Source organism: Parasphingorhabdus sp. (assembly GCF_965233695.1).
Lineage (GTDB): Bacteria > Pseudomonadota > Alphaproteobacteria > Sphingomonadales > Sphingomonadaceae > Parasphingorhabdus.
Window position 1 is genome coordinate 372,817 of sequence record NZ_OZ247497.1, and the last position, 24,364, is coordinate 397,180.

Below are 24,364 nucleotides of genomic sequence, written 5' to 3' on the forward strand. Positions count from 1 at the left end.
ATCCACCTGTTGATCAAGCAGCGACTGCAGCGTCTATTTGCTGTAGCGCCCTTTCAAATAGTGCCAGCTCGCTCGCAAACCCAGCGCCTCGCCACCTTTGGGTCGCCCAGCTTTGCTGGCGGGCCGCCAGGCATAGGTGTCGAAATGCGCCCAAGGGATATCATCCGGAACAAATTTCTTGAGAAACAATGCCGCCGTTATACAACCCGCAAACGAACCCACGGCCACATTATTGGTATCGGCAATCGGGCTATTGAGGCGATATTCATAGCGCGACCATAAGGGCATGCGCCACAGCGGGTCATCTTCCAGATCGCCGCTTTCCAGCAAACCGGCCGCCATTTCGTCATCGCTACAGAACATCGCTGGCAAATCCGGCCCCAGGGCCACACGAGCAGCACCCGTCAACGTTGCAAAATCGATAATCAGTTCCGGTTCCTCTTCGCCCGCCAGTGTCAGTGCGTCGCCCAAAACCAGACGGCCCTCCGCGTCGGTATTGCCAATTTCAACCGTCAGGCCCTTGCGGCTGTTGAGGATATCGCCAGGGCGCAAGGCGTGACCATCGACCGAATTCTCAACCGCTGGCACCAGCAAATGCAGCTGCACCGGCAGCTTGGATTCCATGATCATCTTGGCCAGACTAATCGCATGGGCCGCGCCGCCCATATCTTTCTTCATTATCAGCATGCCCGCCGGCGACTTCATCGACAGTCCACCGCTATCAAAGGTCACACCCTTGCCAACAACTGCGATTTTTGGGGCATCGGCCTTGCCCCAATTCAATTCGATGAGACGCGGCGCATGGTCGCGCATCGCAGCCTTGCCAACACCGTGGATCATCGGGAAATTCTTTTCCAATGTGTCACCGCGCGTGACTTTCAGGTCCGCTCCATTCGCCTCGGCCAGTTTCTCGACAATGTCCTCAAGCTTGTCCGGTCCCATATCGGCGGCCGGCGTATTGACCATATCGCGCACCAAAGCCGTGGCTTCCGCTTGCCGGACAGCTTCGTCGACTTGTCCGATCTCGTCCTTGACCAACAGCACGCTTGGCCCCTGACGATCCGGTAATTCCTTGTATTGATCAAACTCATGCTGGGGGATCAACCAGCCGAAAAGCGCATCCTTGGCGCTGGCACCAGCCAAACGATATTTGCCTTCCGGCAATTTGCCGCCCAGCTTGGCAAGCGCCCATGGGTCTAGCTTCTTGTGATTAATCACGCCGGCAACCACCGTGAAGTCGCCTTGCTGCGATTTTTCTTCCTTGCCCTTCGCGCCGGTGACCGGAAGGATCAGATATGATTCCGGATTGGCGACAAATTTATAAGCCTTCACTATGCTGCGAACGCTATCAGGCTGGTCTTTCAACCAGTCTTCGAAAATGTTCACATCCAATATCTGGATGGTGCGGGCAGGCTGGCCTTTATCGGCCTCTATCAATGTCTTAAAGTCGGTCATGCCTGTGCTATAGCTGCTGTACGATCGGAACGCGAGTGCCTAATCAGGCCGCAACCGAGTCCTTTTCCGGAGTATCTTGAGATGGCTTTGGCGACGGGCTTCCCGCTTTGGCAAAAACCAATACGCCATCATCAACGGTCTTATGGCGCAAGTTAATAATGTCCTTGGGATAATTCTGATTGAGCCGCCAAGGTTTGCGGTCTCCCTGCTTCGGTAAATCCTTGATCGCCCTCTGCACATAGCCGGAAGTGAAATCGAGCATCGGCTCGGTCCCGACCGAGCCGTCTGCAGGCAGAGTGGGTGTCGCAATCGGTGTGCCGTTCTTGTCCATGAAGTTGATCAAACGGCAGACATATTCGCTTGTCAAATCGGCTTTTAATGTCCAGCTGGCATTGGTGTAGCCCATAGTCATCCCAAAATTGGGCACTCCGGAAAACATGACGCCCTTATAGTTTATTTTTTCGCCGAAAATGACGGGCTCACCGTCCACTTCAATGGCGGCGCTGCCGCCCGTGAGCATTTTCAAGCCCGTGGCTGTAACGATTATATCGGCTTCCAGCGTTTCGCCGGACTTCAGCGCTATGCCCTCTTTGGTGAAGCGCTCGATATGATCGGTGACAACGGACGCTTTACCTGATTTGATCGCGCTGAACAGATCACTGTCCGGGACCAGGCATAGGCGCTGATCCCAAGGATTATAGCTTGGCGTGAAATGGGTCATATCAACGCCCTCGCCCATTTCCTCTTTCACCATATCCAATATGCGCTTTTTGAATGCCTTTGGTTTGTTGCGCGCCAGGTTGAACGTAAAAAGACCCCACAGTACGTTTTTCCAGCGGGTGAGCAGATAGGCCAGTTTACCAGGCAGAATTTTCCGGAACCGCAGCGCCCATTTATCTTCGCCGGGCAATGATACGATATATGTCGGTGAACGCTGGAGCATCGTCACATGCTCTGCCGTTTCGGCCATGGACGGCACCAATGTCACGGCGGTTGCGCCGCTCCCGATAACAACGACTTTCTTGCCAGCATAGTCGATATTTTCGGGCCAGAATTGGGGATGCACAATCTGCCCTGCAAAAGCCTCTTTGCCCGGAAAATCGGGGCTGTGGGCTTCATCGTAGCTGTAATAGCCAGAGCACATATGGAGGAAATTGCATTTGATCATACTGCTTGATCCGTCACCATGTTTGAGGCTGACGGTCCAGAGCGCCTCTTGGCTCGACCAGCTGGCGTTCACAACCTTCCGGTTGAAGCGGATTCTGTCTTCCAGCTGATATTCGTCAACGGTCTCGTGGAGATATTTGAGAATCGAGGGCGCATCGGCAATAGCCTTGCGCGCGGTCCAGGGTTTGAAATTATAACCCAATGTATACATGTCGCTGTCCGAGCGGATGCCGGGATAGCGGTACAGATCCCATGTCCCGCCCAGCCGCTCGCGCCCTTCGACAATGGCAAAGCTTTTACCGGGGCAGCGCTTGGTCAGGTGAACGGCAGCGCCAATTCCCGAAAGGCCGGCACCCACGATCAGCACATCAACTATTTCATTTTCCATAAAGCTTATTTACTGACATTGATGTTAATTGCAAGGTGGGTAACGTGTTGGGTGACGTAAAGTCCGTTAGCCCTGAGCTTGGAAGCCTATTCTGCTGCCTCGAGTTGTGGTTCATCGCCCGAAACGCTTGCACTGTTCGGCCCGTAAAACTGAATCACGCCATCGTCGATGGGGTCTTTGAGCAGGATCTTTTTATCAAACAGATAGTCCTGATTGAGCTTCCACGGCATTTTTGTGCTGTTGCGCGGCAGCTCGTTGATGGACCGTTTGATATAGCCGGAGGAGAAGTCGAACAGCTCTTCCTCTTCCACCGTTTCGGAAAGCACCGGATTGGCAATGCGCGTACTCGTCGCGTCCATGTGGTTGAGCAAGCGGCAGGTATATTCCGAAACAATATCGGCCTTGAGCGTCCACGATGCGTTGAGATAGCCAAAGACAATTGCCATGTTCGGGATATCGGAAAACATGCAGCCTTTATAATAGAAATGATCATGGAAATTGATTGGTTTGCCATCCACTTCAAAGGCAACCTTGCCGGCGACCGCCAGTTTCAGTCCGGTGGCAGTAACGATCACATCCGCATCCAATGTCTCGCCGGACTTCAGTTTAATACCGTCTGCAGTCACGGTTTCAATATGGCCGGTTTTGACATCCGCTGTTCCGGCGCTAATCGCCTTGAACATATCACTGTCGGGAACGAGGCATAGCCGCTGCTCCCAGGGACCATAAGGCGGCGTGTAATCTTCCTTGTTATATTTGTCGCCGAGCTCTTTTTTGAGCGGCTTTTCAAGCTTCTTGATGATTTTTTCCGGCTTCTTCCGGGCCATGTTAAATGTCAGATCCTGCATCCAGACATTTTTCTTGCGGATGATATTATAGGCCCATTGATCTGGCATGATCTTGCGGAGGAAATTGGCGAGATGATCCTTCGCATTCCGGGCAAAATACCATGTCGGCGTACGTTGTAGCATTGTCACATGGGCTGCTTTCTCCGCCATGACAGGGACGATGGTCACCGCCGTCGCGCCGCTACCAATGATCACAACCTTCTTGCCGCTATAGTCAAAATCCTTGGGCCAGAATTGCGGGTGGACGACATCGCCCTTGAAATTCTCGATGCCTTCTATCTTCGCGTCATAGCCCTGATCATAATCATAATAGCCAGAACCCATATAGAGGAAATTGGCGTGCATCACGACCTGACTGCCATCTGATTTCTCGGCAGTAACTGTCCAGCGTGCATCCTCGCTAGACCAGCTGGCCGACAGCACCTTCTGACCAAAATGGATATGCTTTTCCAGATCATGCTTTGCTTTGATCCGGTGAAGGTATTCCATGATCGACGGACCGTCGGCAATGGCCTTTTGCTCGGTCCAGGGTTCAAATTTATAACCCAAAGTATGCATGTCGCTATCCGAACGGATGCCGGGATATTGGAAGAGATTCCATGTCCCGCCAATCTCGTCGCGACGCTCCACCAGGGCAAAGCTTTTGCCGGGACATTTATCCCGCAGATGGACCGCCATGCCGATACCGGAAATACCGGCGCCGACGATCAGCACATCGACCGATTCCATGGGTGCCGGAGCACCAGTGTTACTTTTTTCTGCCATCTGCGTAGCCATTTGCCGTCTCTCCCAGCTTTGGCGATACTATGCCATTCCAGCGACAAGGTTGCAAATGGCAATTTAATCGGCTGATTAAGGCGAAAGTTCACACAGTTCTCACGCAAATATCGCAGAGTTCCGGGAATGCGGGTGTGTATGGCCGATAATGTCAACCGTCACTCTTGCCAAATGCACGATCAGAATAGGATTTTGGATTCTGCCCAGTTTCTGCAGTTTCGACACAGAATCGCCTAAAAAAAATTCCTCCCCGCCTTCTGTCCGAATGGACTGTCGCGACAGGAACCAGATTCGGCGATCATGATAGCCAATCACGGGTGTTGTAGGAAAGGATTTTCCGTAATGAACCTATTCGGCCGTCCGGATATTCTGTTCTTCGCGTGGAGGAACCCAAGTGATATTCGGTTCGCTGTTTTCGACCAGCACGAGCGGCGCACCCGGCGCGTCGATATCGGCATTGCGGATTTCGACATTGGCGGGTGTATCGTTGTCAAACAGAAAAACCGGCGTGTCATTGTCTGCTGCCGCGCGCACAATCGGGCGATCGAAGACATATTTGGCCGAGCCGCCATGAAACGAAAAATGGCCGGGCCTTCCGGCTCCGCCGCGGGATCGCGGATCTTCGCTGCGGCAATTTTCCAGCGCGCCGGTGCCCCATAAACGGAAATTGCGTTTATTATCTTTGGCGACACAATTGGTCAGCTGCACATCGGTGGATTTAAGGTCAAAGCCCCCATCCGTGCTGCCGGTGGCGGTACAATCAAGATACTGGATCGCTTTATTACCCCGTTCGTCGGAAAAGCCGTCGCCATTCCAATAGTCGCTGCTCGATCGGCCTTGCTCGGCAAAACCATGGGCCTCGCATCGGCGATAGACAATCGCCTGCGCTTCGTCATCCAGCACAAAGCCGGTGCAATAGCGTTCGGTATTGGCGCTCGCCCGGGCAATGACATCCTCGATCAGACCGTCGCGCGATCCATAGCGTATCCGGGTCATGGCGCGCCTTATGTCGTCGCCGCTAATCTGGCGGAGGATGAAATTGGTCAGCGACGCTGGCGTCGATCTGTCCGAAGCGGTGTTTTCAAGAAAACGGTAGAGGTCTCGTCCTTCGACCCGTTCCACCAACAACCCGTCGGTCGCTACATTCACGCGTATCGCGCCGTTCCCGAGATTGAGGAATTTCGAATTTTTAACAACAAGATCGGACTGCGCTCTTAGTCCTTCTCCGTTGCCATCGCCCTGAAATGTTCGGCCATCTATAGTAGCTGCCTTGGCCGCACGCGAGCATCCGGCAAGCGAAGCCAGAGCCAGGGCGGAAATAAAGGTTCGTCGGTCTAGATAAGCGATCATGTCACATTCCTGCTATGGTGATGCCCGCCAGGAATCGGTGCCGGGTAAATTCTCGTCCGGGGAACAAGCCCGAAGCATCCTGATCACGAAAATCATATTGCGCGGTCAGTGCGTAGCGCGGGCTGACCTGCCATTTTGCACCAAATTTTGCGCTAGCAGTGTTATAATGGCGATCGATCTCCTGAAAATCGTTGCGTTCATATCCGCCACTGGCGGTGACAATCAAATTGCGCAAAAGCTCATAGTCTGCGGTCAATGAGAATGATGTCGCGACATAGGCACCCGAACCCAGCGTCGATGATTCCTCAACACCGCGATTGGCACGAGCGGTAAGTGTCACCAGCGGCGTGATAAAATATTCAAATTTCGCCCGCGCAGCAAAGCCCCCGACATCCTCAAATTCCGGATCTTTAAAATTTTGCTGAAAATAGCCGATGCCAATTTCAGAGCGGATGAGCTTGCTCAATTGAAAGCTGGTCCCTGCGGTAATTTCAAATCCCTGGGAGTCGCGTGATGGCAGCAATGGCGGCTGACTCTTGTAATCGCGCCGATTAACACTGCCATTGGCAAAAACCGATACATCCGGGCTGATAGCAAATTCTGCACCGAGATCGCCGGTCAACAAAGTCCGGTTACGAAAATCCTGGTCCACGAGAGCATCCAGACCATCACGGCCATCTTTGTAATTTCTGGTTTCAACACCTGCGCGTCCCGCAATTCTTAGCTGGCCAAAGCTCCGTGCCGCCCCCAGATAGGCGGAAGCAAAGCGATATTGAACCGGCTTTTGCACATTTAGCGGCGAGGCGGGATCAGTGCGATCCTCTGTGCGCTGACCACTGCGTGTCCCGGCATAAATTTGGCCGTTACGGTCAATATCGTAGCGCCCGCGCAAGCCCAAAACATAATCGGTCGTGCTCTGGCTATCTTTGCCAAGATATTGTTGGCGCTCGACTTCCGCCGCGGTGGCGATATGCAAATTACCAAATTGTTTCGTTGCCGTCAGTTTTGGCCTGACTCTTACGATCAAATCATCGCTGGCATCACGCTCTGCGAATATATTGCTGTTATACTGCGTATCAACGGAGATGCTCGGCATGATCTCTGCCCCATCAATGCGATATGGGACGGAATCGAAAGCGGGTTGCGGCCGTTCTTGCACGCTGAGTATGTCAGGGCGCTGGAATTGCAGGCTCTCGTCCCGAAAATCTTCCAGCACGTCAGATTGCTGAGCGTGAACCGTGCCCGGCAGCGACCCAACCAAAATTACCGATATTACAATCCCGAGAGCAGGCTGATGCATTCCGCTTTCACTCCTTGCATAGCCCCACAAGGTTAGACAGCTCGTTGCACCGCAACTAAACTGTTTGCATGCTCTGCTCTATCACGTGCCAGTAGCGCTGTGCCGCCTTTTCCGGTGTATAGTCTTTGGTACGCGCCAAAGCGAGCCGGGCGAAGCGTTTTCGCGGCTCATCCTCTTGAAAATAGCGCAAAGAATCGGCCATAGCGGCAACATTATTGCAAGGCACAAGGATACCGAATTTGGCCAGGGTCATGGCTTCGACGTTCAAATCATGTGTGCCCGCCAGAATTTCCGAGGGTCCCGATCGACAATTGGTCGCAATTACCGCTGTCTCGGTACTCATCGCCTCGACCAGCGCATTGGGAAAACCTTCCGCATTGGAACAAAGCACAAAAAAACGGGCACCGGCCAATAAGGGAAACGGGTTCTGCACAAAGCCGGGCAGAATGATCCGGTCCACAAGGCCATGGTCAAAGATCTGTCGTTCAAGATCGGGGCGCAGCGGACCATCTCCAATGATGATCAGTTTCCCGGGGATGGATGCTGCTGCGAAAGCGTCGATTAACAGCCCGAAATTCTTGTTCTCGACGAGACGGCCCATCGCCATGATATAGGGCTCGTCAGGATGGGCTGGGTATTTTTCCAGGGCTTGGCGAGCGATACGCGTTGTATCGACGGGATTGGCGATCGTGCTTATATTATCGCTTGGCACACCAAACTCGTCCGAAAGATTATCCGCTACGCCCTGCGAAACAGCAATGATATGAGAGGCATAGCGATAAGACAGGCTAACGAGCATGCGACCAATCCGTCCTGACAGGCCTGTCCCGAGATGCGCGGCGGTGTGGACGCGTTCACTGATCACCCAAGGCCGGCCAGACCCCGCGCGGCTCGCCCAGTTGGCGACATTGGCCCGCGTCAGGAAGCTGAGCGTTGCGGCCGGCCGCAAAGACCGTTCCAATGATCGCAATTGCCGTATTGATTGTAACAGGCTGCCGCGACAGTCGAGTTGATGGAGCGTGACCCAGTCGGGCATTGTATAGGCAGCAGGTTCGTCATCCAGCAGCGCCAGCGCCATATCATAGCGATCACCGTAAGCGCGCGAATGAAGGAGCAACGCAGCCATAACCCGCTCGGCACCACCGCCGGTCAGGGAATTGATGATGAAGAGAATTTTTGGGCGCAAGTAAAATATATCCCGATCCAGGCAACCGGATTTTTCTTATCAAAACGCCAAATCGAGAAAAATGCTTCGGCGCTGTAGCGCACCGATTCCGGGTTAACGGGATGGATTCCCGATCAGAAGAAGAAAATCATTGCACCAATTGCAATCAGGATCCAGCTGATCAGCCCGGCACCGGCAATGAACCACATACGAAGGGGCAGTTGTTCCGCGTTGTCGGATGCCATAGCAGACATCGGCTTGTCTGGCTGTTCTGATTGCCCAAAGTCATCAACGCGCGATGCATCATCGACAGATGTTCGGGCACTGACACCATTGTGAGAAATCACCTCGTTGGCAATCGTGGCTGGCTTGCGTCCAGCAGTATCGCCGCTTTTGTCATCCAATCGCGCCTCCCCTGTTCCTGAAAAACGGAACAAAAATTCAAACGGGGCGCAGGCTCGGTTTCAACTGGCTTCTTATTGCCCCTGTTTCCACTTTCCTGAATAGCGAAAAACCACAGAGAATGGCATAAAAAATTACACCTTCTATTTGCCACATCGCCATTGTCGACAAGTTCATGAAAAGGAATGACAAATGCGCGAATATCAATGTCGCACGATCCTCTACGGGTGCTCGCATGGCTAACTTGGCCATGCTGATCCAGAAAATGATCAGCAGAAAAACCCCTGCCCAGCCCAATTCGTAAAGATAGGCAACGATCGTATTATGAGGATAGACTTTGAATAACTCTTCCCAGCTATCGGGGCCGAAACCGATCAGGTGATTGAGTGTTGACCCATCAAGCCAGGCATAAAGATAGCCCGACCAGATATAGAGACGGCCCGACAGCAAACGGCGCTCGTCGAAGGAAAACTCGGCTTGCGGCTTGATATACTGACCCGGGTCTCCGAAAAATACCGCCAGATCGTTGAACCGTTCTGCGGAAAAACCGGCCAGCACCGCAATGCCCATCAACGTTAACAATGACAGGATGATCGCCAAAATCACTCGCTGTTCCCGGACGAACGAGAACATTGTACTGCTTACCACCTGTATGGCGGCTAATGGCAGAACCGCCAGCATCGTGGTGCGATAGTTGGCAAGGATGATCCCGCCGAGCAGCACAGCGAATAGCAATAGCTGGATCACGCGCTGCAACGTTACTGCAAAACATGCCACCAGAAAAAATGTCGCCATCGCGATTGAGAAAGTGGCTTCATGGTTATAGCCGCCAATATAACTGCTCGAGCCGTCAAATTCGGATGCTTTCACCGCGCCCAACCCGATAGACAGCAGTTGGAAAACCAGTAGCGGCGCGAAGGCCCAAAGCAATGGTGCGAAAAAACGCGCGCCGCCATTTTCCAGTAAAGCCCGATAGACGGCGATCATCAGGACCATGAAATAGATATGTTTCACCGCCGCGTTGAGGGCGGTAAACAGCCCGTCATTGGCAGCAGCGCTGATCAGCGAGAGCAATATCAGCGCATAAACCGGCATCAGCGGTTTGAGCAGAAAGTGCCGAGGCGCCACTAGCAGCAGGCCGATGCCTGCAATGGCGACAGACCCCAGAGCGTTCAGGCTCAATCCAGCGACGACAGGCGCAAATGTAATCTCGTGAAAAGCGCTCATGATATAGCGCAGCCAGATGGCCAAGATCACAAAACGCGCCGGATAACCTTGCACTGATTTTAGCGCCAAAATCATCGGGACAGCTAATAAAACAGCTACCAGAGCCAGAATTGGCAGGGGCAAGGATGGCGCGCCGCCAATATTGCCGCCGCCCATTATGACACTCTCTCTGTCTGCGCAATAATCACGGCCAGAACCACACGCACTAAGCGTAATATTCCTTGTACCGTTTGAAATAGAGGCCCGCATCGCCAAAGCCGGTGCGTGCCTGTTCCACAACATCGACACGGCTGAGCACCACCCCGGCGATATTGGCACCAACCGCATCCAGTTGATGCAGGCCGATTTCAGCCGCTTTTGCCGGCGTCTTTTTCCATTGCACAAGAAACAGGACCATGTCCGCCAAGGCCGCGAGCATCCGCGATTCTGCGACAGGTAGAACAGGTGCCGTATCCAGTACGACAAATTGGAACTGGCCGCGTAATTCGGTCAGCAGATCGGCCATTGCCTGTGATCCCATCAAATCAAAAGGCGTTTCCTCGTCCGGTTTCTGTCCGAGGAAATACACTCCACTATCTTCGTCATGGACAACAGCCTGCTGAAGTGACGCATCGCCGTTCAAGACGTCGGTCAGGCCGTGGGTAATCGCATTTGCCAGCGAGCGTGAAGAAGCCTGCCGCCGGGAATCGCAATCAACCAAAAGCGTCCGAATACCTGACCGCGCCGCTGCACTGGCAAGACAAATGGAAGAACTGGTCTTGCCTTCGCCGGGTAGAGCGGAGGTAACAGAAATGATCTTCGTCGATTGCCGCGCCGCCGATCGTCCCACGGGTGCCATCGCAAGGGTTGTTTTCAGCGCCCGGAAAGCTTCGGTAAATGCTGATTTCGGATGATCGATCAAAAATTGCGGCGGCCAGGCATTTGCCTCACCGGACTTTTTGACGTCAGGCAGCGAACCAATTTCCGGAATAGACCCCAAGGCACTGACACGAAGCCTTTTTTCAACATCGGCCGCCGTTCTCAAACCGCTTTCCATAAACTCCCGGCCTGCAACCACAGCAGTGGAAGAGGCACCCGCTGCGACCAGAGCGATGGCGATATATAGCAGCGGGTTTGGAGATATCGGCATGGCCGGTATCGCGGCGCGAGACACTTCTTTAGCTCCGCTGGTTTCTGTGCCTTGGCGTGCCACCGATTCTTTATACCGATCCAGAAAACCTTGATATAGTTCTCGCGCGGAGGCCGCGTTGCGTTCAAGCTCGCTGAGCCGCACCGATGCATCGCTATCCACCGCCAGCCGGTTTTGCAGCCCGGCAATAGAAGATGCAATCGAAGACGTTCGGCCACGCGCCGCGGTTGCTTCCGTTTTCAGACTTGCCATGATCCGTTCAACCTCGGCGCCGATTTGCAGATCAATATCGGCCAATTGGCTTCGTGCCTTGATCAAACTGGGGTGGCGGGCCCCATAGCGGGTGGTCAGGTTTGCCACCTCGGCGCTGGCGGTGGCGCGCTGAGCTCGCAGAGCACCGACAACTTCCGATTCCAGAGCCGCACCGAGCGATTCACCCGTCAGGCCCTGCGCCACTTGCGAGCGTGCCGTCGATAATCGGGCATTGGCAACCGCCTCTGCCGCCCGTGCTTCGGCAAGCTGGTTATTCAATACCGACAATTCTTGCTGCGTGATCGAGCTGACATCCGTTGCGGCAAATAATCCTTCATCTGACCGGTAGCGGGCGACCTGCGCTTCTGCCGCAAGGACTTCGCCGCGCAATTCTTCCAGCCGGGTTTCCAGCAAATCAGCACTGCGCTGCGTCGTACCTTCCTCGCCTTCGACGCGTGTGAGAAGATATTCATCGATCGTTGCATTGGCGACATTCGCGGCCATTTTTGGATTTTCGGATGTGTAGCTCACTGCAATTGCATAAGAGACCCCCTCCCGCTGAACATTTAATGATCCGCCCAATATACGGATAGCACGATCACGGGCGACCTCTTGCTCGGCCGCCGTACTGGGCGGTGCAGCGCCATCCTCCAACAGACCGGGATTAAATTCCGGTTCATTGATCAGCTTGAGCGCATCGACCACGCGCCCCGCAATGAAGGGCGATTGCAGTATCTCGACCGTCGTATCTACAGTTGGCGAGTCGGTTGTCAGAGCAGGCGTATCAGTCTCTACGGGAACAACATCCTGCGCTTGCCGTTCCACGACCATAGTCGCGGTTGCAAGATAGCGTGGCTTGGTCAGGAAAAAAGCAGCGGCGGTTGCCGCGATGGCAAGGACCGCCACCAGGAAAACCGGGACTATATGTTTATGAAAGGCACGACCGATGGCGCGCAGGTCAATCAGCTCACTGGATTCTTCCGCCACAAACCGGTCGAGCGGCAAGGGTGTATCCGACATTTTATTCATGGCACGCCAGCTCCTTCACAAAGCCCCCTGCGTTTTCGCCCTGATTTTGCCCCCTAATTCAAATGATCATACCCCTTTGACGACCCGGTAGATGCTCTGCCGCAACGCCGCTGGCATCAGCCGTAATGCCTCGATCATCACAAACAGCCCGACCCCTTCAGGCATGCAAAGATTGCGGGCAAACTGCCGCGAAATAGTCCCGCTCTTGAATGAGAACCGTGCGTACAGGCCGATTTGCTGATTGATCAGCTTGCGCAACAAAACCCGCTCTTTTGCGCCAACCTTGTCCATCATTGCTCGCGCCGTTTTCACCATGATCGGGATGGTATCGGGATGAGTCATCTTGCTCACCTTGTTATCGGTATCGCGATGGAATTCCGCGCTGATCTTCGGTTCATAGGCAAACGGAGCAAGTGCGAGCACCCGCAACCACATATCTTTGTCACCGCCGCGCACCGCTTTTCCTGCCGGAAAAGGTCCGGCCCGTTCCAGCACGTCGCGGCGAAAGGCTGCGGCACTGGTCCAGATTGGACATTCCCCGCTCTGCACCCAGATATCGAGGCTTTCCCGAAAGTCGGCGCTGCGCCCCTCGACGGCGGCCAGCATGCCGGTCATTTTGGATGGCCTGCGGTGCGCTTCGAAAACATGCTCATAACGCGTGGCGACGCAGCCCGCTTCCGGCGCCCGCTCGATCGCTGCGGCGATGTCCGCCAGATGCGACGAATACCAGATATCATCGGCATCCAGAAAGGCGATCCAGTTGCCATTGGCCTCGGCAATGCCAAGATTGCGCGCGGCATAGCCACCGGGTCCAGGCGTATCGCGAAACAGCACACGAATGCGCGGATCTTGCATTCTGGAAATGATCGCGGCGCTGTCGTCGGTGGAGGCATCATCGATAATGATAATCTCTTCGGGCGGCCGAGTCTGTTGCAAGGCGCTCGTGATGCTCGCCGCCACATGACGGGCCTTGTTGTGGACCGGGATAACAACAGAGAAGCTTAGATCAATCATTTTATCCCGTTTTTTGCAGTGCCGAAGATAACATGTTCCGTGACATCGACGAATGGATTTTTAGCCTTGCCATCTGCGCGATACAGGCATTTATAGAACCTAGCTCCTTCGTTGTGCAATGCAGTAAAGTTCGGTCGGTCTGGGGATTCTAACGACCGATCCCGAACAACATTTAGATCGGCATCAACAGATGCCGGACGAAGGAACTGTAATGGCGCGTGGCTCCGTCCGGACCAAAATTTTTGTCATCAGCATGCGCGATGCAGCGCAGCGGCGGCACGCATTCATCAGCAGCGGCATCCCCAAATCCATGCCCTGGGATTTTTTCGATGCGCACGAGAAATTACATGCCGGCCTTCACTATGACGAGGACAAGGCGATCATTGCCAAGGGCCGCCCGCTTAAGCCGGGCGAGCTGGGTTGCTTTTCGAGCCATCACGCTCTGTGGCAAAAACTGCTGAAAGACGATGCCGATCAATATCTTATCCTGGAAGACGATATTCTGGCGGACTGGAGTTTCCTAAAGTCGCTGATCGCCGAAGATCATGGTGAATCGGGCCACGACTATATTCGCCTCTACTATAAGAAACCGGCACCGCAGCGGATCTTGCAAAGGGATTTTGTCTGCCGGACGACGCGGCTCATTGAATTGTCCGGCTATTGCTTTGGCACGCAGGCTTATCTGCTGACCAAAAATGGCGCACAGCGTTTTCTGGATAATATCAATGCCGTGGACCGCCCCATTGATGACCAGATGGACCGGTCCTGGGTTCACGGTGTTCCCAATCTGGCAGTATTTCCCTTTCCGGTGCTCGAGCGCGCAATTCCCAGCGCCATCGGAACATCCCGCTTTGAAAATTATCAAATACCCGAACGGCTGAAATTGCGGCGCTTTGTCTCACGGCAATGGGAGCGTGCCGCATATCAGATTTTGGGCCGCCGTCGTTTTCGATTTCAGCTTTAACCTGTGAGTAACCCGCATATGACGGACAAAAGCATCGATCTATCTGACAATGCTCCTGGCAATACCGGGGCAATGTTTGACGACTCATTGCGACAAAAATCCAAAACATCACTGGGATGGACCGTGACCAAGGCGCTGAGCGATCAGGTCTTTTCTCTAATCATATTCATCATGCTGGCCCGGCTGCTGACCAAAGAAGAGATCGGCCTGTTCGCGATGGTCTATGTTTTTTCCGAGGTTGGCCGGATCATCGCAACCGGCGGCCTGGTGCAGCTTATAGCCCGGGCCAAGAAGGTAGACGATCTCCAGATTAACACGATTTTCTGGACCAATATGGGCATCGCCTTTGTCTATGTCGGACTCATCTGGCTGATTGCGCCGCTACTGGCCGCCCTCCTCAACCAACCCGGCCTCGTCGATCCGCTGCGCATATTGTCGCTGGCGCTGCCGATCAACGCGCTGGGCGCATCCCATTTCGCGCTGCGTCTCCGGGAATTCGGTCACAAGACGGTCGCGTTGCGGTCGATACTGGCGGGAATTATCGGCGGGACGACTGCTGTTGCCGCCGCCATGTCTGGCTGGGGCATCTGGTCGCTGGTCGTTCAACGCTGTGTCACCGAAACAGTCAGCACCATATTGGCCTGGGCATCCTACCGCTGGGTGCCGGGATTGCAGTTTGACTGGCCGCAGGCGAAACAGAATTTCGCCTTTTCCAGCAACCTCACTATTGCCCAGTTGATTTTCCTGATGCTGGTGCGGATCCAGGATCTGTTGATCGGGGCCAGCCTCGGGGCTGCGGCTGTCGGTGTCTACCGGGTGGCATGGCGCTCGACGGAAATGTTTGCCGCCGCCGCGATCCAACCCTTCTCATCCGTCGGCCTGCAAATCTATTCCCGGCTGCAAGACAATCCGGCCGCAATGAAGCAAGCCTATAAGGCGATGCTCGGCGTCTGTGCCGCCATGTCGTTCCCCGCTCTGGTCGGCTTCGGTGTGATCGCGCCCGATTTGGTGCCGCTGGTTTTCGGCTGGAAGTGGCAAGCCGCTGGTGATCTTGCCCAGGTATTCGCCTTCATGGCGATACCTTATACCCTCAATTTCTTTGCCTCCCCGGTATTATCGGCTGTCGGCAATACCCACCGGCAACGCACGCTTGCGATCACACAACTGGTGCTGACACTCATCCTGACCATCATGGCCCTGCCCTATGGACTGACCGCAGTCGCCATTGCCTATGTGGCCCGGTCCTATCTCACATTACCGTTGCAGATGTATTTCTTGAAAGAAGCCTCTGGCATCGGGACGAAAACCACCTTTGCCGCGATTAGAGCGCCGTTCTTTGCTTCCACGCTCATGGGCCTGTTGCTGTGGACCACGCTCCAAATATTCGCTGGCAATGATCCGCTCACGTGGATGAAGCTGATCGTGGCCATCACTGGCGCCGCGCTATTTTACGCCGCGGCCCTGCTCGTGATTTCCGCAACTTATCGCCGTTTGGTCACAGACTTCCTTCCCCTAAAGGAGCTATCCCCCCATGCCTGAACAACTCACTCTCCAACACACGCATCCCGGCGCTATCATGAAGAAACTGCGCGAGACGATCGTTGAACGCTTGCAGCCGCTGCTCGACGAACGGCCTTTCGCGCTGCTTGATTTCCCGGATCATTCCAATGTCGGAGATTCGGCCATCTGGCTCGGCGAAACCCAATTTTTCGGCGAACATGCGAAGCCGCCCGCTTATACAAGCAAGTTGAGATCCCATGACGCCAATCAGATGGAACAGGCTATTGGCGATGGCACGATCTTTCTGCATGGCGGCGGAAATTTCGGAACCATCTGGAAATCTCATCAGGATTTCCGGCTAGAGCTTTTGTCCCGCTTTCGCGATCAACGGATCATCCAACTCCCGCAATCCATCTACTTCGATAATTATGAAGCGGTCGATGAAACTGCGCGTGCCATCGAACAGCACGGGAAATTTACCCTGCTTGTCCGGGATCAGCGATCGCTGGAATTCTCGCGCTGTCATTTCCAGTGCGAGGTTTTTCTATGTCCGGATATGGCGCTATATATGAAACCGCTGGAGCGCCAGACGCCGGTCCACGACTTCTACTATCTGATGCGCACCGACTTCGAACGCTCGGTGCGGGGCAAGGCCAATCACCCCGGACATAGATTTGAAAGCAGTGATTGGCTGACCGAGGACAAGTTGCAGATGCGAATGACGGCTGCAACGTCCAAACTGATGGACTTGGGCCACAGCCCCAATGCTGCAAGGACCATGAAATATGATCGTCTGGCGAGTACGCGCCTCAAACGCGGAATCGCCTTGCTGTCTTCCGGACGCGTCGTGGTCACGGATCGGCTGCATGGTCACATTCTCTCAACACTGCTCGGTATCCCGCATGTCGCACTCGACAACAGCTATGGTAAGCTCCAGAACTTCATTCAGGCCTGGACATCCGACATCGGGTTTCTGCGTACCGCCGACACGCTCGAAGAAGCGCAAGCGCTGGCAGAGGAGTTGCTGTCATGAAAGTAGCCGTAACCGGCCTGCGCGGCATTCCCAATGTCATGGGCGGTGTAGAAACGCATTGCGAAGAAATGTTGCCGCGCGTCAAAGGGCTTGATCCAGACCTCAATATAACCGTCTTTGCCAGAGCGCCCTACGTGAAAAAAGCCGAGTATAAATATCGCGGCGTTTCGGTGATCAGCGTTTCATCTCCGGTCTCGGTATGGCGGGAAGCGATCACATCCACCTTCAATGCGATTCTGGCTGCGCGCCGGAAGAAGATGGATATCATCCACATCCACGCCATTGGCCCGGCATTGCTGACACCCCTGGCACGCCTGATGGGGTTAAAGGTTGTCCTCACCCATCATGGCGAGGATTATAACCGCGCAAAATGGGGTCGCTTCCCCCGGTTCGTCCTGCGCATGGGCGAACGGCTGGGGCTGTGGTTTGCCAACCATGTGATTGCTGTTTCCCCTTCACTTGCCAGGAAGCTGCAAAATTCTTTCCCGGGATCGACCAACCGCATTTCCTATATTCCCAACGGTGCGCCTGAATTGCCGCGTGCACCGGGAGATGCGCTGGCCCGATTCAAGCTGGAATCGAATAAATATGTGCTGGCAGTGGGCCGCTTGGTTCCGGAAAAAGGGCTGCATGATCTGATCAAAGCCCATGCCGATATCCATGATGGCCGCAAGCTGGTCATTGTCGGCGGGGCTGACCATAGCAGCAAGTATTCCGAGTCTTTGCTGAAATTGGCCAATGACCGGGTCATATTTACCGGATTGCAGGATCGTGGAACCTTGCGGGAGCTTTATGAAAACGCCGCTTTGTTTGTCATGCCCTCCTATCATGAGGGCTTGCCGATCGCGGCGCTGGAAGCGGGCTCATGTTCGACACCAATGTTGCTTAGCGACATTCAGCCCAATCGCGATATTGGATTGCCTGAAGGGGATTATTTCCCGGTAGGCGATACCAGTGCATTGGCCGAGGCGCTGAATAAACCCTATTATCTCTACCGGGTTGATGCAGCGGAATTTCGCAAGAAGTTTGACTGGGATGAAATTGCACTCAACACGTCATCCATATATCGCAAGGTTATGTCCTGATCGGGTTTTTGGAAAGCCGATCAGAAACCGTTGCGGTGGATGACGACGCCAAATGTCCTCGCGAGGATAAAAAGATCAAAGCCTAGCGACCAACGCTGAATATATTCAAGATCGGATGCCAAGCGCTGCTCCAGATCAGCGCGCGTCATCGTTGCGCCGCGAAATCCGCGGACCTGCGCCAGGCCGGTCAGGCCTGGAACGGTAGCATGGCGGAGCCAGTAATTCCGGTCAATTTCCCAAAACAGCTTGGAGTCCGCTTTGGAACCAAGTGCATGCGGGCGCGGGCCCACCAAACTCATCGTGCCAAACAGCACATTGAACAGTTGCGGCAATTCATCGATGCTAGTCGCGCGAATGAAACGGCCGACACGCGTGACACGGTCATCATCTCGTCCGGTGGACCGATCGCCATTCGCGTCACTCATCTCATCGCGCATACTGCGGAATTTGTAGATATTGAACAATCGATTACCATGGCCAAGCCGTTGCTGCTTGAACAATATCGGGCCGCGACTTTCCAGCTTGATCGCAATGGCCGTAATCAGCATTAACGGTGCCAGAAACAATATCGCCAGCGACACCAAAACAAGATCCATCGCACGTTTCAACCATAGCTGTACGCGGGTGAGCGGTTTGACTTGCGATATATTGAGCAACCCCCGCGCATAGGTGTCTGCCGGTGCGGATCGATAGTGCCGATAGACCTCACCGGTTACCCCAGTGCTTTTGAGGACCAGTGCCCAATCCTGATGGCGCTCCACTGGACAGGCTACAATGACACGATCGATAGATCGGAACAGATTTCCCAACCGGTCCAGCATGACCGGATCGGAAATATCGGGATGCAGTCCCGCTTTCTTGGCATCAATCACCGGCTGATCAAAAATCGGGCCGTGCGGTACGCCATCGACAATAACCAACTCGCTGAGCGGATTGGCACCCAGCATCCGTTTGGCAAACCGATGACAAACATAACGCCCGCCAGCAACAATGATTGATGAAATCACGAACCCGAGCGCGATGAATGAAGGGTGATGCGGTATCAATATCGACAGGCCAACCAACACAAATGATATGAGAACCAGGGTCGCAAACAGGGCTGCAAGGCTGCGGACTGTTGCGCCAGCGCTTTTAAAAAGCGCGGTTCTGCCATAAGCGTTACTGTTCAATCCCAGGGCCAGGAATATGGGGATCGAGAGAAGGCCGAGTTTCAATCCTGGCGATGCGAAAGGGTGACCCAGCAGCACCGCATTGCTGATCAGAAACCCGATCCAAACGGCCAACGCATCGGTCAGCAGCATGATCGAATAAATACCGGCCCGCCGCGACCTTTTGGTCAGGCTGGATTCTTTCTTTTTGGTGATTTTGGCGGCTGTGAAAGATGCGTTTTGCAGATTACGTATCGTTGAAGTCATCCGAGAACCCTTTCACGATCGTCTCAGCGATATGGCCAGAACAGTTCCGATTATCGAAAGTCTAAAATTTGTGCTGCGGCGCAGCAATAAAAACTCTCGATCAATCCATCTTCTTGTCGCTCGGATTAAATCCGATGGTACTTGCCATATTGAAACGGGTTGAAATCATTCCCCTGAGACTCTTGCTTGCCATCGCGAAAACGGCTTGTCACGCTATGTTTTCCGTCACCGAGACAGGATGTGTATTCAACACGATTAGATACCATATGGTCTATCCGTGGTTGCTCTGGACGACATTTATGTCACTTTGGCACCATTATATTTCAATGCTGCATCGCAATAATTCGACTCATGGGAGTACCGGCTTTGCAAGAAGCGCTAACAGAAAATATCACCGCGAGTGACAAAGCTTTGCACCGCCGCCGCAGCCTGCGCTATACTTGGGCGCTGATATTATCAGACCTTTATCGTTATGCCGGGAACCGCAGCACGCGATCCTTTCTGCGGCACTATTTTTTTACCCCCGGCTTTAAATATTCAACTGTCATGCGGCTGTGCGGTTGCCTCAAAAAACGTAGCATCATGCGCGTTATTTTCTATCCGCCGCTCAAACTCCTGCTGCTGCGCTATCGCTACAAATATGGCATCGCGATTCCCGAATATACGCGGATTGGCCCCGGGTTTTTCATCAACCGTTTTGGCAATATCATGGTCAATGGCGATGCGATTATTGGCGCCAATTGCAATATTACCCATGGGTCCATGCTTGGCCAAATGAACCGTGGGCCGAATCAGGGTTCACCGATATTAGGGGATGGTGTTTTCCTCGCCGCCGGGTGCAAGGTGATTGGCAAGATCAGGATCGGTAATCGGGCGGCCGTTGGTGCGAATGCCGTCGTCACCAAAGACGTTGTGGATGACGGGGTGGTCGGCGGCATACCGGCAAGAATATTGTCGATGAACGGATCGGAAGGCTATGTAAACAGGCAAGTCGATCCCGACTATGACACCGGTTTTCGTCCGCTAACCTGAGCCTGACAGGCTTAAAAGAACCGCTCCACTATCCGTATCGTATCGCCGGGATAAATACGGGTGTTGCTTCCCAGTGTGATCCACACCTCGTTTGGCTGGTCTGCCCGCTTGATGAAAATCTGTCGCTGCTGTGCGCGGTAGGTAAAGCCATCCGCCTTTGCAATCGCGGCAAGCACGGTCATGTTGGGATTATAGGGATATTCTCCCGGTTTGTTCACTTCACCCAATATGTAAATGGGGCGATAGCTTTTTACTTCGACATTCACCTGTGGATTGATCACATAACCATCAGCCAGGGCTGCAGCGATGTTGATACCAAGGTCAGCCGGGCTCAGGCCAGCAGCCTGAATATTGCCAACCAAGGGAAAGGCAAGAATGCCATTGGCACCGATAATAAACTCGCCGGTCAGCGAATCCTCACCATAAGTGATGATCTGAACCGTTTCGCCAGCACCCAATTGATAGGCTTGTTTGATATCCGGCTGTTCAGCCGTCTCAACCGGGAATGCAGGAGAGGAAGCACAGGCAGACAACAGCAATGCCATCATGAAAACCGGCCAAAGTCGATAGCGCGGCTTTTCATCAAATCGGGTGTCCATAAATATATCTCAGCCAGCCAAAATGAACCCCCGTACATGGGATAATATAGACCGCAAAGGGGCTCAAGGTCCCTACGACAATCGGAAAGACAAACTGGATCAACGGTTTGATTTGGCGCATTGCTTGTGATCACACCCTCCGCGCAACCAGATATCGGCTAAGAACCATGCTGGTTTGATCACCTGTTTCGATTATTTTGAAACCTGCTGCCTTAATCTTTCCTTCAAGCACATTCGCCGCCATGAATTCGACAAAAGGAGCTTTCCCGATGACCTGCATAATCGGGATAGCAAAGCTGCGGATCAGGTTGAATTTAAATCCCGCGTGATAGGGTGCACAAACCGTCTTTGAAATGAAGAGACCACCCGGTTTTACTAACGCACTGATATGGGCCAGCGCGCCGTCGAGGTCGGATACCAGATGCAGCAGATTATGGGCCATGACCACGTCATAAGGGCCATCCTTGGTGCTATGATCAAGGATGTCGGCGACCGCGAAAGTAACATTGTCCAAGCCTTCCTCCGCCAGTTTCTCATTTGCAATCTCGATCATGCCCGGCGCGATATCGGTAGCGGTGATATGGGCCACATGAGGTGCAAGAAGAAGCGCCGTCGATCCTGTTCCGCAGCCCATTTCCAGCGCCCTGTGGCTGGACTTGAGATAAGATTTGGTCCGCCCAAGCGTATTGAGATAACCGTCCATATCAGCTATGGGGCTGGCGGCATATTTACGGGATTTTTTGGTCCAGAAAGCTGCGTTATCGGTTAGGGGAGCCATTATATTATTCCTTCCTTCTACGATTTAGCCTCTCATTAGATTCAAACATTTTTCTTTTAAATTGTCACTTTCTGTAGATTTGTTATGCATAAATGCATGAATTGGCAGGCGATCAATTTTGACTGGAATCAGGTGCGTTCGTTTCTCGCAACTGTCGAGGAAGGCTCGTTTTCTGCTGCCGCGCGTGTTCTTGGTCAGACGCAGCCGACTGTGGGACGACAGGTTGCTGCGCTCGAGACAGCCTTGGGAGTGGTACTGTTCGAACGGGTTGGCAAATCTTTGAATCTCACCCGTACAGGCACGGAACTGCTCTCGCACGTGCGCGAGATGGCTGACGTTGCGAACCGGATTTCACTGACGGCTTCAAGCCAGTCTCAGACGATTGACGGACAGGTAAGAATCACCGCTTCGGATGTGATGTCGGCCTATCTGTTGCCACCTGTCCTGAAACAAATACGATTGGCGGCGCCCCGGCTGGAAATCGACTTGGTCGCAGCCAATGATATACGCGATATTCAGCGACGCGAGGCCGATATTGCAATCCGGCACATACGACCAACCCAGCCTGATCTTATTGCCAGACTTGTGGCAGAGGCTTCGGCAAATTTCTACGCTGCATCAACCTATCTTGACCGTGTTGGACGACCGAAAAATGAAGCGGAATTGGCCAAACTTGATTTTGTGGCCTTCGGCGATGCTGCCGAGATTGCTGGCTATTTTCAACCTGCCGGTATTCCTATCACGGTACAAAATTTTCGCCTGGGCTCCCAAAACGGGGTCGTCGCATGGGAGATGGTCCGCCAAGGCCTTGGGATCAGCGTAATGTCGGACGAGGTGGCTGAACTAACACCCGGAGTCGAACGGATTTTGCCAGAGCGCGAACCGTTTACATTCCCCATCTGGCTGGCCACGCATTCGGAACTGCGAACGGCCCGCCGTATCCGACTGGTTTTCGACATCCTCGCAGAATATTTCAGCAGAGGGCGATAATACAATTAGATATGGCGCACCCGACAGGATTCGAACCTGTGACCTCTGCCTTCGGAGGGCAATAATCTATTATAAAATAATTATATAACAATATCTTATGGATGCAATATAGAATTGTGTATTTTTTGTATAAGTTTAATTTGTGAATTAATTACGCAAAACTAGGCTATTTGGTCTCTACACTTCGTTTCTGGTTAGTCGCAATCGAGAAGTCCTTTGGTCGATCATAATGTCCGCCCGCAACCTCTAGATTACTCAATTGGGCCACATAGCTTGTAATTTACTGGCAAGCGACGGCTGTCCTACGGATTTCAACCCCGCGATGACGTTATTGAGTAGACTGGTCTTGGTCATGATATGATAGATGCTTTCCCAGCGTGATTTTGCTTTTTTATGCTTTGCCAACGTCTCAGCTAGCATGGCCTCGTAATGCTCTCCGAATTCACCTCCGCGACCGACGTAGAATAGGACTTCAATGTCAGATATTTCCTCGTCTGAAAGATTGGCGGCGATGTCTTTGATTAGATTCTGCGTTATCTGCTGATGTTCTTTAATCTTTTCCCAATCGCGGTCGAAATAATCGGTTCCAAGGCCTTTGGTATCATTATCTTGTGGCGGATTCTTGGTGATGTGGCCGAGCTTATCCCGACCACCACTGCTATGCTGCTTGGGTACCAGACCTATCCATGCCGAGAACGCCCGGCCTGACTTGAAGCTGCCGGGGTCGGCAACTTCGGCAATGACACGGGTGGCAATGACAGGGCCGATACCGGGAATGGTCTCCAGGCACCTGCTGGCTGGACTGGCTTTGTGCACCTTGGCTATCTTGCGATCCGCCTCAACTATCTGTCGTTTAACGATGCCCAGCTCATGGGCGAGTGGTATCAGACTCTCTCGAGCCAAATCAGGCAGACGTTCATCCTCATCATTAAGAAGGACTGCCAATATCGCTTCCACGCCCATTCGGCCCTTGGCAGCGACAATGCCAAACTCCGCCAAATGGCCTCGCAATGTGTTGATAAGGCGCGTTGACAAACGCACCCACTGATCGCGAACGCCATGCAGCACCAGCAAGGCCTGTTGTTCCAGTGTCTTGACTGGCACGAAGCGCATGTTCGGTCTGGTCACTGCCTCGCAGATCGCCTCGGCATCGGCCATATCGTTCTTCTGGCTCTTGACGTATGGCTTCACATATTGTGGCGGCATCAGCTTTACCTCGTGCCCCAATGCTCCGATCTCTCTGGCCCAATGATGCGCTGTTGCGCAGGCTTCCATACCAACCAGGCACGGCTTAAGTCTGCCAAAATACTCCAGCAACCGCGACCGGGACAACTTGCGGCGCGTGATCACCTCACCATCATCCCCAATCCCGTGAACTTGAAATACCGACTTGGCCAAATCCAGACCGATAACTGCTATCTGCTGCTTCATCTGCGTGCTCCTGTGCTGGCGGCATTGCCTCCCT

At 53.6% G+C, this 24,364-nt stretch carries 20 protein-coding genes and 1 tRNA gene; 6 read left to right on the forward strand and 15 right to left on the reverse strand.

Annotated elements, in window-relative coordinates:
- Nucleotides 1–33 precede the first annotated feature (33 nt).
- The 10 genes from ACO6S1_RS01725 to ACO6S1_RS01770 all read right to left on the reverse strand — a co-directional run bounded on the left by ACO6S1_RS01725 (nt 34) and on the right by ACO6S1_RS01770 (nt 13,503).
- Nucleotides 34–1,455 carry a leucyl aminopeptidase family protein gene (locus ACO6S1_RS01725; protein WP_422344642.1) on the reverse strand — a complete coding sequence of 474 codons (1,422 nt, stop codon included), beginning with the start codon at nt 1,453–1,455 and terminating at the stop codon, nt 34–36.
- A 43-nt stretch (nt 1,456–1,498) separates the two neighbouring features.
- Nucleotides 1,499–3,010, reverse strand: a complete 1,512-nt coding sequence (locus tag ACO6S1_RS01730) for a flavin-containing monooxygenase (protein WP_422344643.1) — start codon at nt 3,008–3,010, stop codon at nt 1,499–1,501.
- A gap of 86 nt (nt 3,011–3,096) precedes the next feature.
- Nucleotides 3,097–4,635, reverse strand: coding sequence for a flavin-containing monooxygenase (locus ACO6S1_RS01735; protein WP_422344644.1), 1,539 nt, complete (start codon nt 4,633–4,635; stop codon nt 3,097–3,099).
- A gap of 348 nt (nt 4,636–4,983) precedes the next feature.
- Entirely contained in the window at nt 4,984–5,985 is a 1,002-nt protein-coding gene (locus tag ACO6S1_RS01740) for a hypothetical protein (protein ID WP_422344645.1), read from the reverse strand.
- Between the two features lies 1 nt (nt 5,986).
- Nucleotides 5,987–7,285: an outer membrane beta-barrel protein gene (locus ACO6S1_RS01745; protein WP_422344646.1), complete on the reverse strand. Its 1,299-nt coding sequence runs from the start codon at nt 7,283–7,285 to the stop codon at nt 5,987–5,989.
- Between the two features lie 55 nt (nt 7,286–7,340).
- Nucleotides 7,341–8,471, reverse strand: coding sequence for a glycosyltransferase (locus ACO6S1_RS01750; protein ID WP_422344647.1), 1,131 nt, complete (start codon nt 8,469–8,471; stop codon nt 7,341–7,343).
- A gap of 113 nt (nt 8,472–8,584) precedes the next feature.
- Entirely contained in the window at nt 8,585–8,854 is a 270-nt protein-coding gene (locus tag ACO6S1_RS01755) for a hypothetical protein (protein ID WP_422344648.1), read from the reverse strand.
- Nucleotides 8,855–8,891: 37 nt separating this feature from the next.
- On the reverse strand, nt 8,892–10,235 hold the full coding sequence (locus tag ACO6S1_RS01760; protein WP_422344649.1) for an O-antigen ligase family protein: 1,344 nt from the start codon (nt 10,233–10,235) through the stop codon (nt 8,892–8,894).
- 49 nt (nt 10,236–10,284) lie between these two features.
- The gene (locus ACO6S1_RS01765; protein ID WP_422344650.1) at nt 10,285–12,489 is read right to left on the reverse strand and encodes a GumC family protein; all 2,205 of its coding nucleotides are present in this window, start codon (nt 12,487–12,489) and stop codon (nt 10,285–10,287) included.
- A 66-nt stretch (nt 12,490–12,555) separates the two neighbouring features.
- A complete protein-coding gene (locus ACO6S1_RS01770; protein WP_422344651.1) occupies nt 12,556–13,503 on the reverse strand; it encodes a glycosyltransferase family 2 protein in 948 nt (315 codons plus the stop codon).
- A gap of 211 nt (nt 13,504–13,714) precedes the next feature.
- On the opposite strand from ACO6S1_RS01770, the gene ACO6S1_RS01775 reads away from it, so the two are divergent.
- From ACO6S1_RS01775 to ACO6S1_RS01790, 4 genes are read left to right on the forward strand one after another with little or no spacing between them, the layout of a single operon-like run.
- Nucleotides 13,715–14,467, forward strand: a complete 753-nt coding sequence (locus tag ACO6S1_RS01775; RefSeq protein ID WP_422344652.1) for a glycosyltransferase family 25 protein — start codon at nt 13,715–13,717, stop codon at nt 14,465–14,467.
- Nucleotides 14,468–14,485: 18 nt separating this feature from the next.
- Nucleotides 14,486–16,006 carry a lipopolysaccharide biosynthesis protein gene (locus ACO6S1_RS01780; protein ID WP_422344653.1) on the forward strand — a complete coding sequence of 507 codons (1,521 nt, stop codon included), beginning with the start codon at nt 14,486–14,488 and terminating at the stop codon, nt 16,004–16,006.
- Complete coding sequence (locus tag ACO6S1_RS01785; RefSeq protein ID WP_422344654.1) at nt 15,999–17,000, forward strand: polysaccharide pyruvyl transferase family protein; 1,002 nt, start codon at nt 15,999–16,001, stop codon at nt 16,998–17,000. The genes ACO6S1_RS01780 and ACO6S1_RS01785 overlap by 8 nt, the downstream gene beginning before the upstream one ends.
- A complete protein-coding gene (locus ACO6S1_RS01790) occupies nt 16,997–18,085 on the forward strand; it encodes a glycosyltransferase family 4 protein (RefSeq protein WP_422344655.1) in 1,089 nt (362 codons plus the stop codon). The genes ACO6S1_RS01785 and ACO6S1_RS01790 overlap by 4 nt, the downstream gene beginning before the upstream one ends.
- 20 nt (nt 18,086–18,105) lie before the next feature.
- On the opposite strand, the gene ACO6S1_RS01795 is transcribed toward ACO6S1_RS01790, so the two are convergent.
- Nucleotides 18,106–19,500 carry a sugar transferase gene (locus ACO6S1_RS01795; protein ID WP_422344656.1) on the reverse strand — a complete coding sequence of 465 codons (1,395 nt, stop codon included), beginning with the start codon at nt 19,498–19,500 and terminating at the stop codon, nt 18,106–18,108.
- Between the two features lie 366 nt (nt 19,501–19,866).
- On the opposite strand from ACO6S1_RS01795, the gene ACO6S1_RS01800 reads away from it, so the two are divergent.
- A complete protein-coding gene (locus ACO6S1_RS01800) occupies nt 19,867–20,532 on the forward strand; it encodes a hexapeptide transferase (RefSeq protein WP_422344657.1) in 666 nt (221 codons plus the stop codon).
- An 11-nt stretch (nt 20,533–20,543) separates the two neighbouring features.
- On the opposite strand, the gene ACO6S1_RS01805 is transcribed toward ACO6S1_RS01800, so the two are convergent.
- Nucleotides 20,544–21,131: a polysaccharide biosynthesis/export family protein gene (locus ACO6S1_RS01805; protein ID WP_422344658.1), complete on the reverse strand. Its 588-nt coding sequence runs from the start codon at nt 21,129–21,131 to the stop codon at nt 20,544–20,546.
- Nucleotides 21,132–21,261: 130 nt separating this feature from the next.
- Nucleotides 21,262–21,909: a class I SAM-dependent methyltransferase gene (locus ACO6S1_RS01810; RefSeq protein WP_422344659.1), complete on the reverse strand. Its 648-nt coding sequence runs from the start codon at nt 21,907–21,909 to the stop codon at nt 21,262–21,264.
- Between the two features lie 96 nt (nt 21,910–22,005).
- Between ACO6S1_RS01810 and ACO6S1_RS01815 the strand changes: the two genes are divergently transcribed.
- Nucleotides 22,006–22,899, forward strand: a complete 894-nt coding sequence (locus ACO6S1_RS01815; RefSeq protein ID WP_422344660.1) for a LysR family transcriptional regulator — start codon at nt 22,006–22,008, stop codon at nt 22,897–22,899.
- A gap of 12 nt (nt 22,900–22,911) precedes the next feature.
- On the opposite strand, the gene ACO6S1_RS01820 is transcribed toward ACO6S1_RS01815, so the two are convergent.
- A tRNA-Ser gene (locus tag ACO6S1_RS01820) sits at nt 22,912–23,004 on the reverse strand.
- A 150-nt stretch (nt 23,005–23,154) separates the two neighbouring features.
- Nucleotides 23,155–24,330, reverse strand: coding sequence for an IS110 family transposase (locus tag ACO6S1_RS01825; protein WP_422344661.1), 1,176 nt, complete (start codon nt 24,328–24,330; stop codon nt 23,155–23,157).
- Between the last annotated feature and the right edge of the window lie 34 nt (nt 24,331–24,364).

Coding starts and splice junctions, on each gene's coding strand:
- ACO6S1_RS01725 (WP_422344642.1), bottom strand. CDS start 1,455: ATGACCGACTTTAAGACATTGATAGAGGCCGATAAAGGCCAGCCTGCC.
- ACO6S1_RS01730 (WP_422344643.1), bottom strand. CDS start 3,010: ATGGAAAATGAAATAGTTGATGTGCTGATCGTGGGTGCCGGCCTTTCG.
- ACO6S1_RS01735 (WP_422344644.1), bottom strand. CDS start 4,635: ATGGCTACGCAGATGGCAGAAAAAAGTAACACTGGTGCTCCGGCACCC.
- ACO6S1_RS01740 (WP_422344645.1), bottom strand. CDS start 5,985: ATGATCGCTTATCTAGACCGACGAACCTTTATTTCCGCCCTGGCTCTG.
- ACO6S1_RS01745 (WP_422344646.1), bottom strand. CDS start 7,285: ATGCATCAGCCTGCTCTCGGGATTGTAATATCGGTAATTTTGGTTGGG.
- ACO6S1_RS01760 (WP_422344649.1), bottom strand. CDS start 10,235: ATGGGCGGCGGCAATATTGGCGGCGCGCCATCCTTGCCCCTGCCAATT.
- ACO6S1_RS01765 (WP_422344650.1), bottom strand. CDS start 12,489: ATGAATAAAATGTCGGATACACCCTTGCCGCTCGACCGGTTTGTGGCG.
- ACO6S1_RS01770 (WP_422344651.1), bottom strand. CDS start 13,503: ATGATTGATCTAAGCTTCTCTGTTGTTATCCCGGTCCACAACAAGGCC.
- ACO6S1_RS01775 (WP_422344652.1), top strand. CDS start 13,715: ATGGCGCGTGGCTCCGTCCGGACCAAAATTTTTGTCATCAGCATGCGC.
- ACO6S1_RS01780 (WP_422344653.1), top strand. CDS start 14,486: ATGACGGACAAAAGCATCGATCTATCTGACAATGCTCCTGGCAATACC.
- ACO6S1_RS01785 (WP_422344654.1), top strand. CDS start 15,999: ATGCCTGAACAACTCACTCTCCAACACACGCATCCCGGCGCTATCATG.
- ACO6S1_RS01790 (WP_422344655.1), top strand. CDS start 16,997: ATGAAAGTAGCCGTAACCGGCCTGCGCGGCATTCCCAATGTCATGGGC.
- ACO6S1_RS01795 (WP_422344656.1), bottom strand. CDS start 19,500: ATGACTTCAACGATACGTAATCTGCAAAACGCATCTTTCACAGCCGCC.
- ACO6S1_RS01805 (WP_422344658.1), bottom strand. CDS start 21,131: ATGGACACCCGATTTGATGAAAAGCCGCGCTATCGACTTTGGCCGGTT.
- ACO6S1_RS01810 (WP_422344659.1), bottom strand. CDS start 21,909: ATGGCTCCCCTAACCGATAACGCAGCTTTCTGGACCAAAAAATCCCGT.
- ACO6S1_RS01815 (WP_422344660.1), top strand. CDS start 22,006: ATGAATTGGCAGGCGATCAATTTTGACTGGAATCAGGTGCGTTCGTTT.
- ACO6S1_RS01825 (WP_422344661.1), bottom strand. CDS start 24,330: ATGAAGCAGCAGATAGCAGTTATCGGTCTGGATTTGGCCAAGTCGGTA.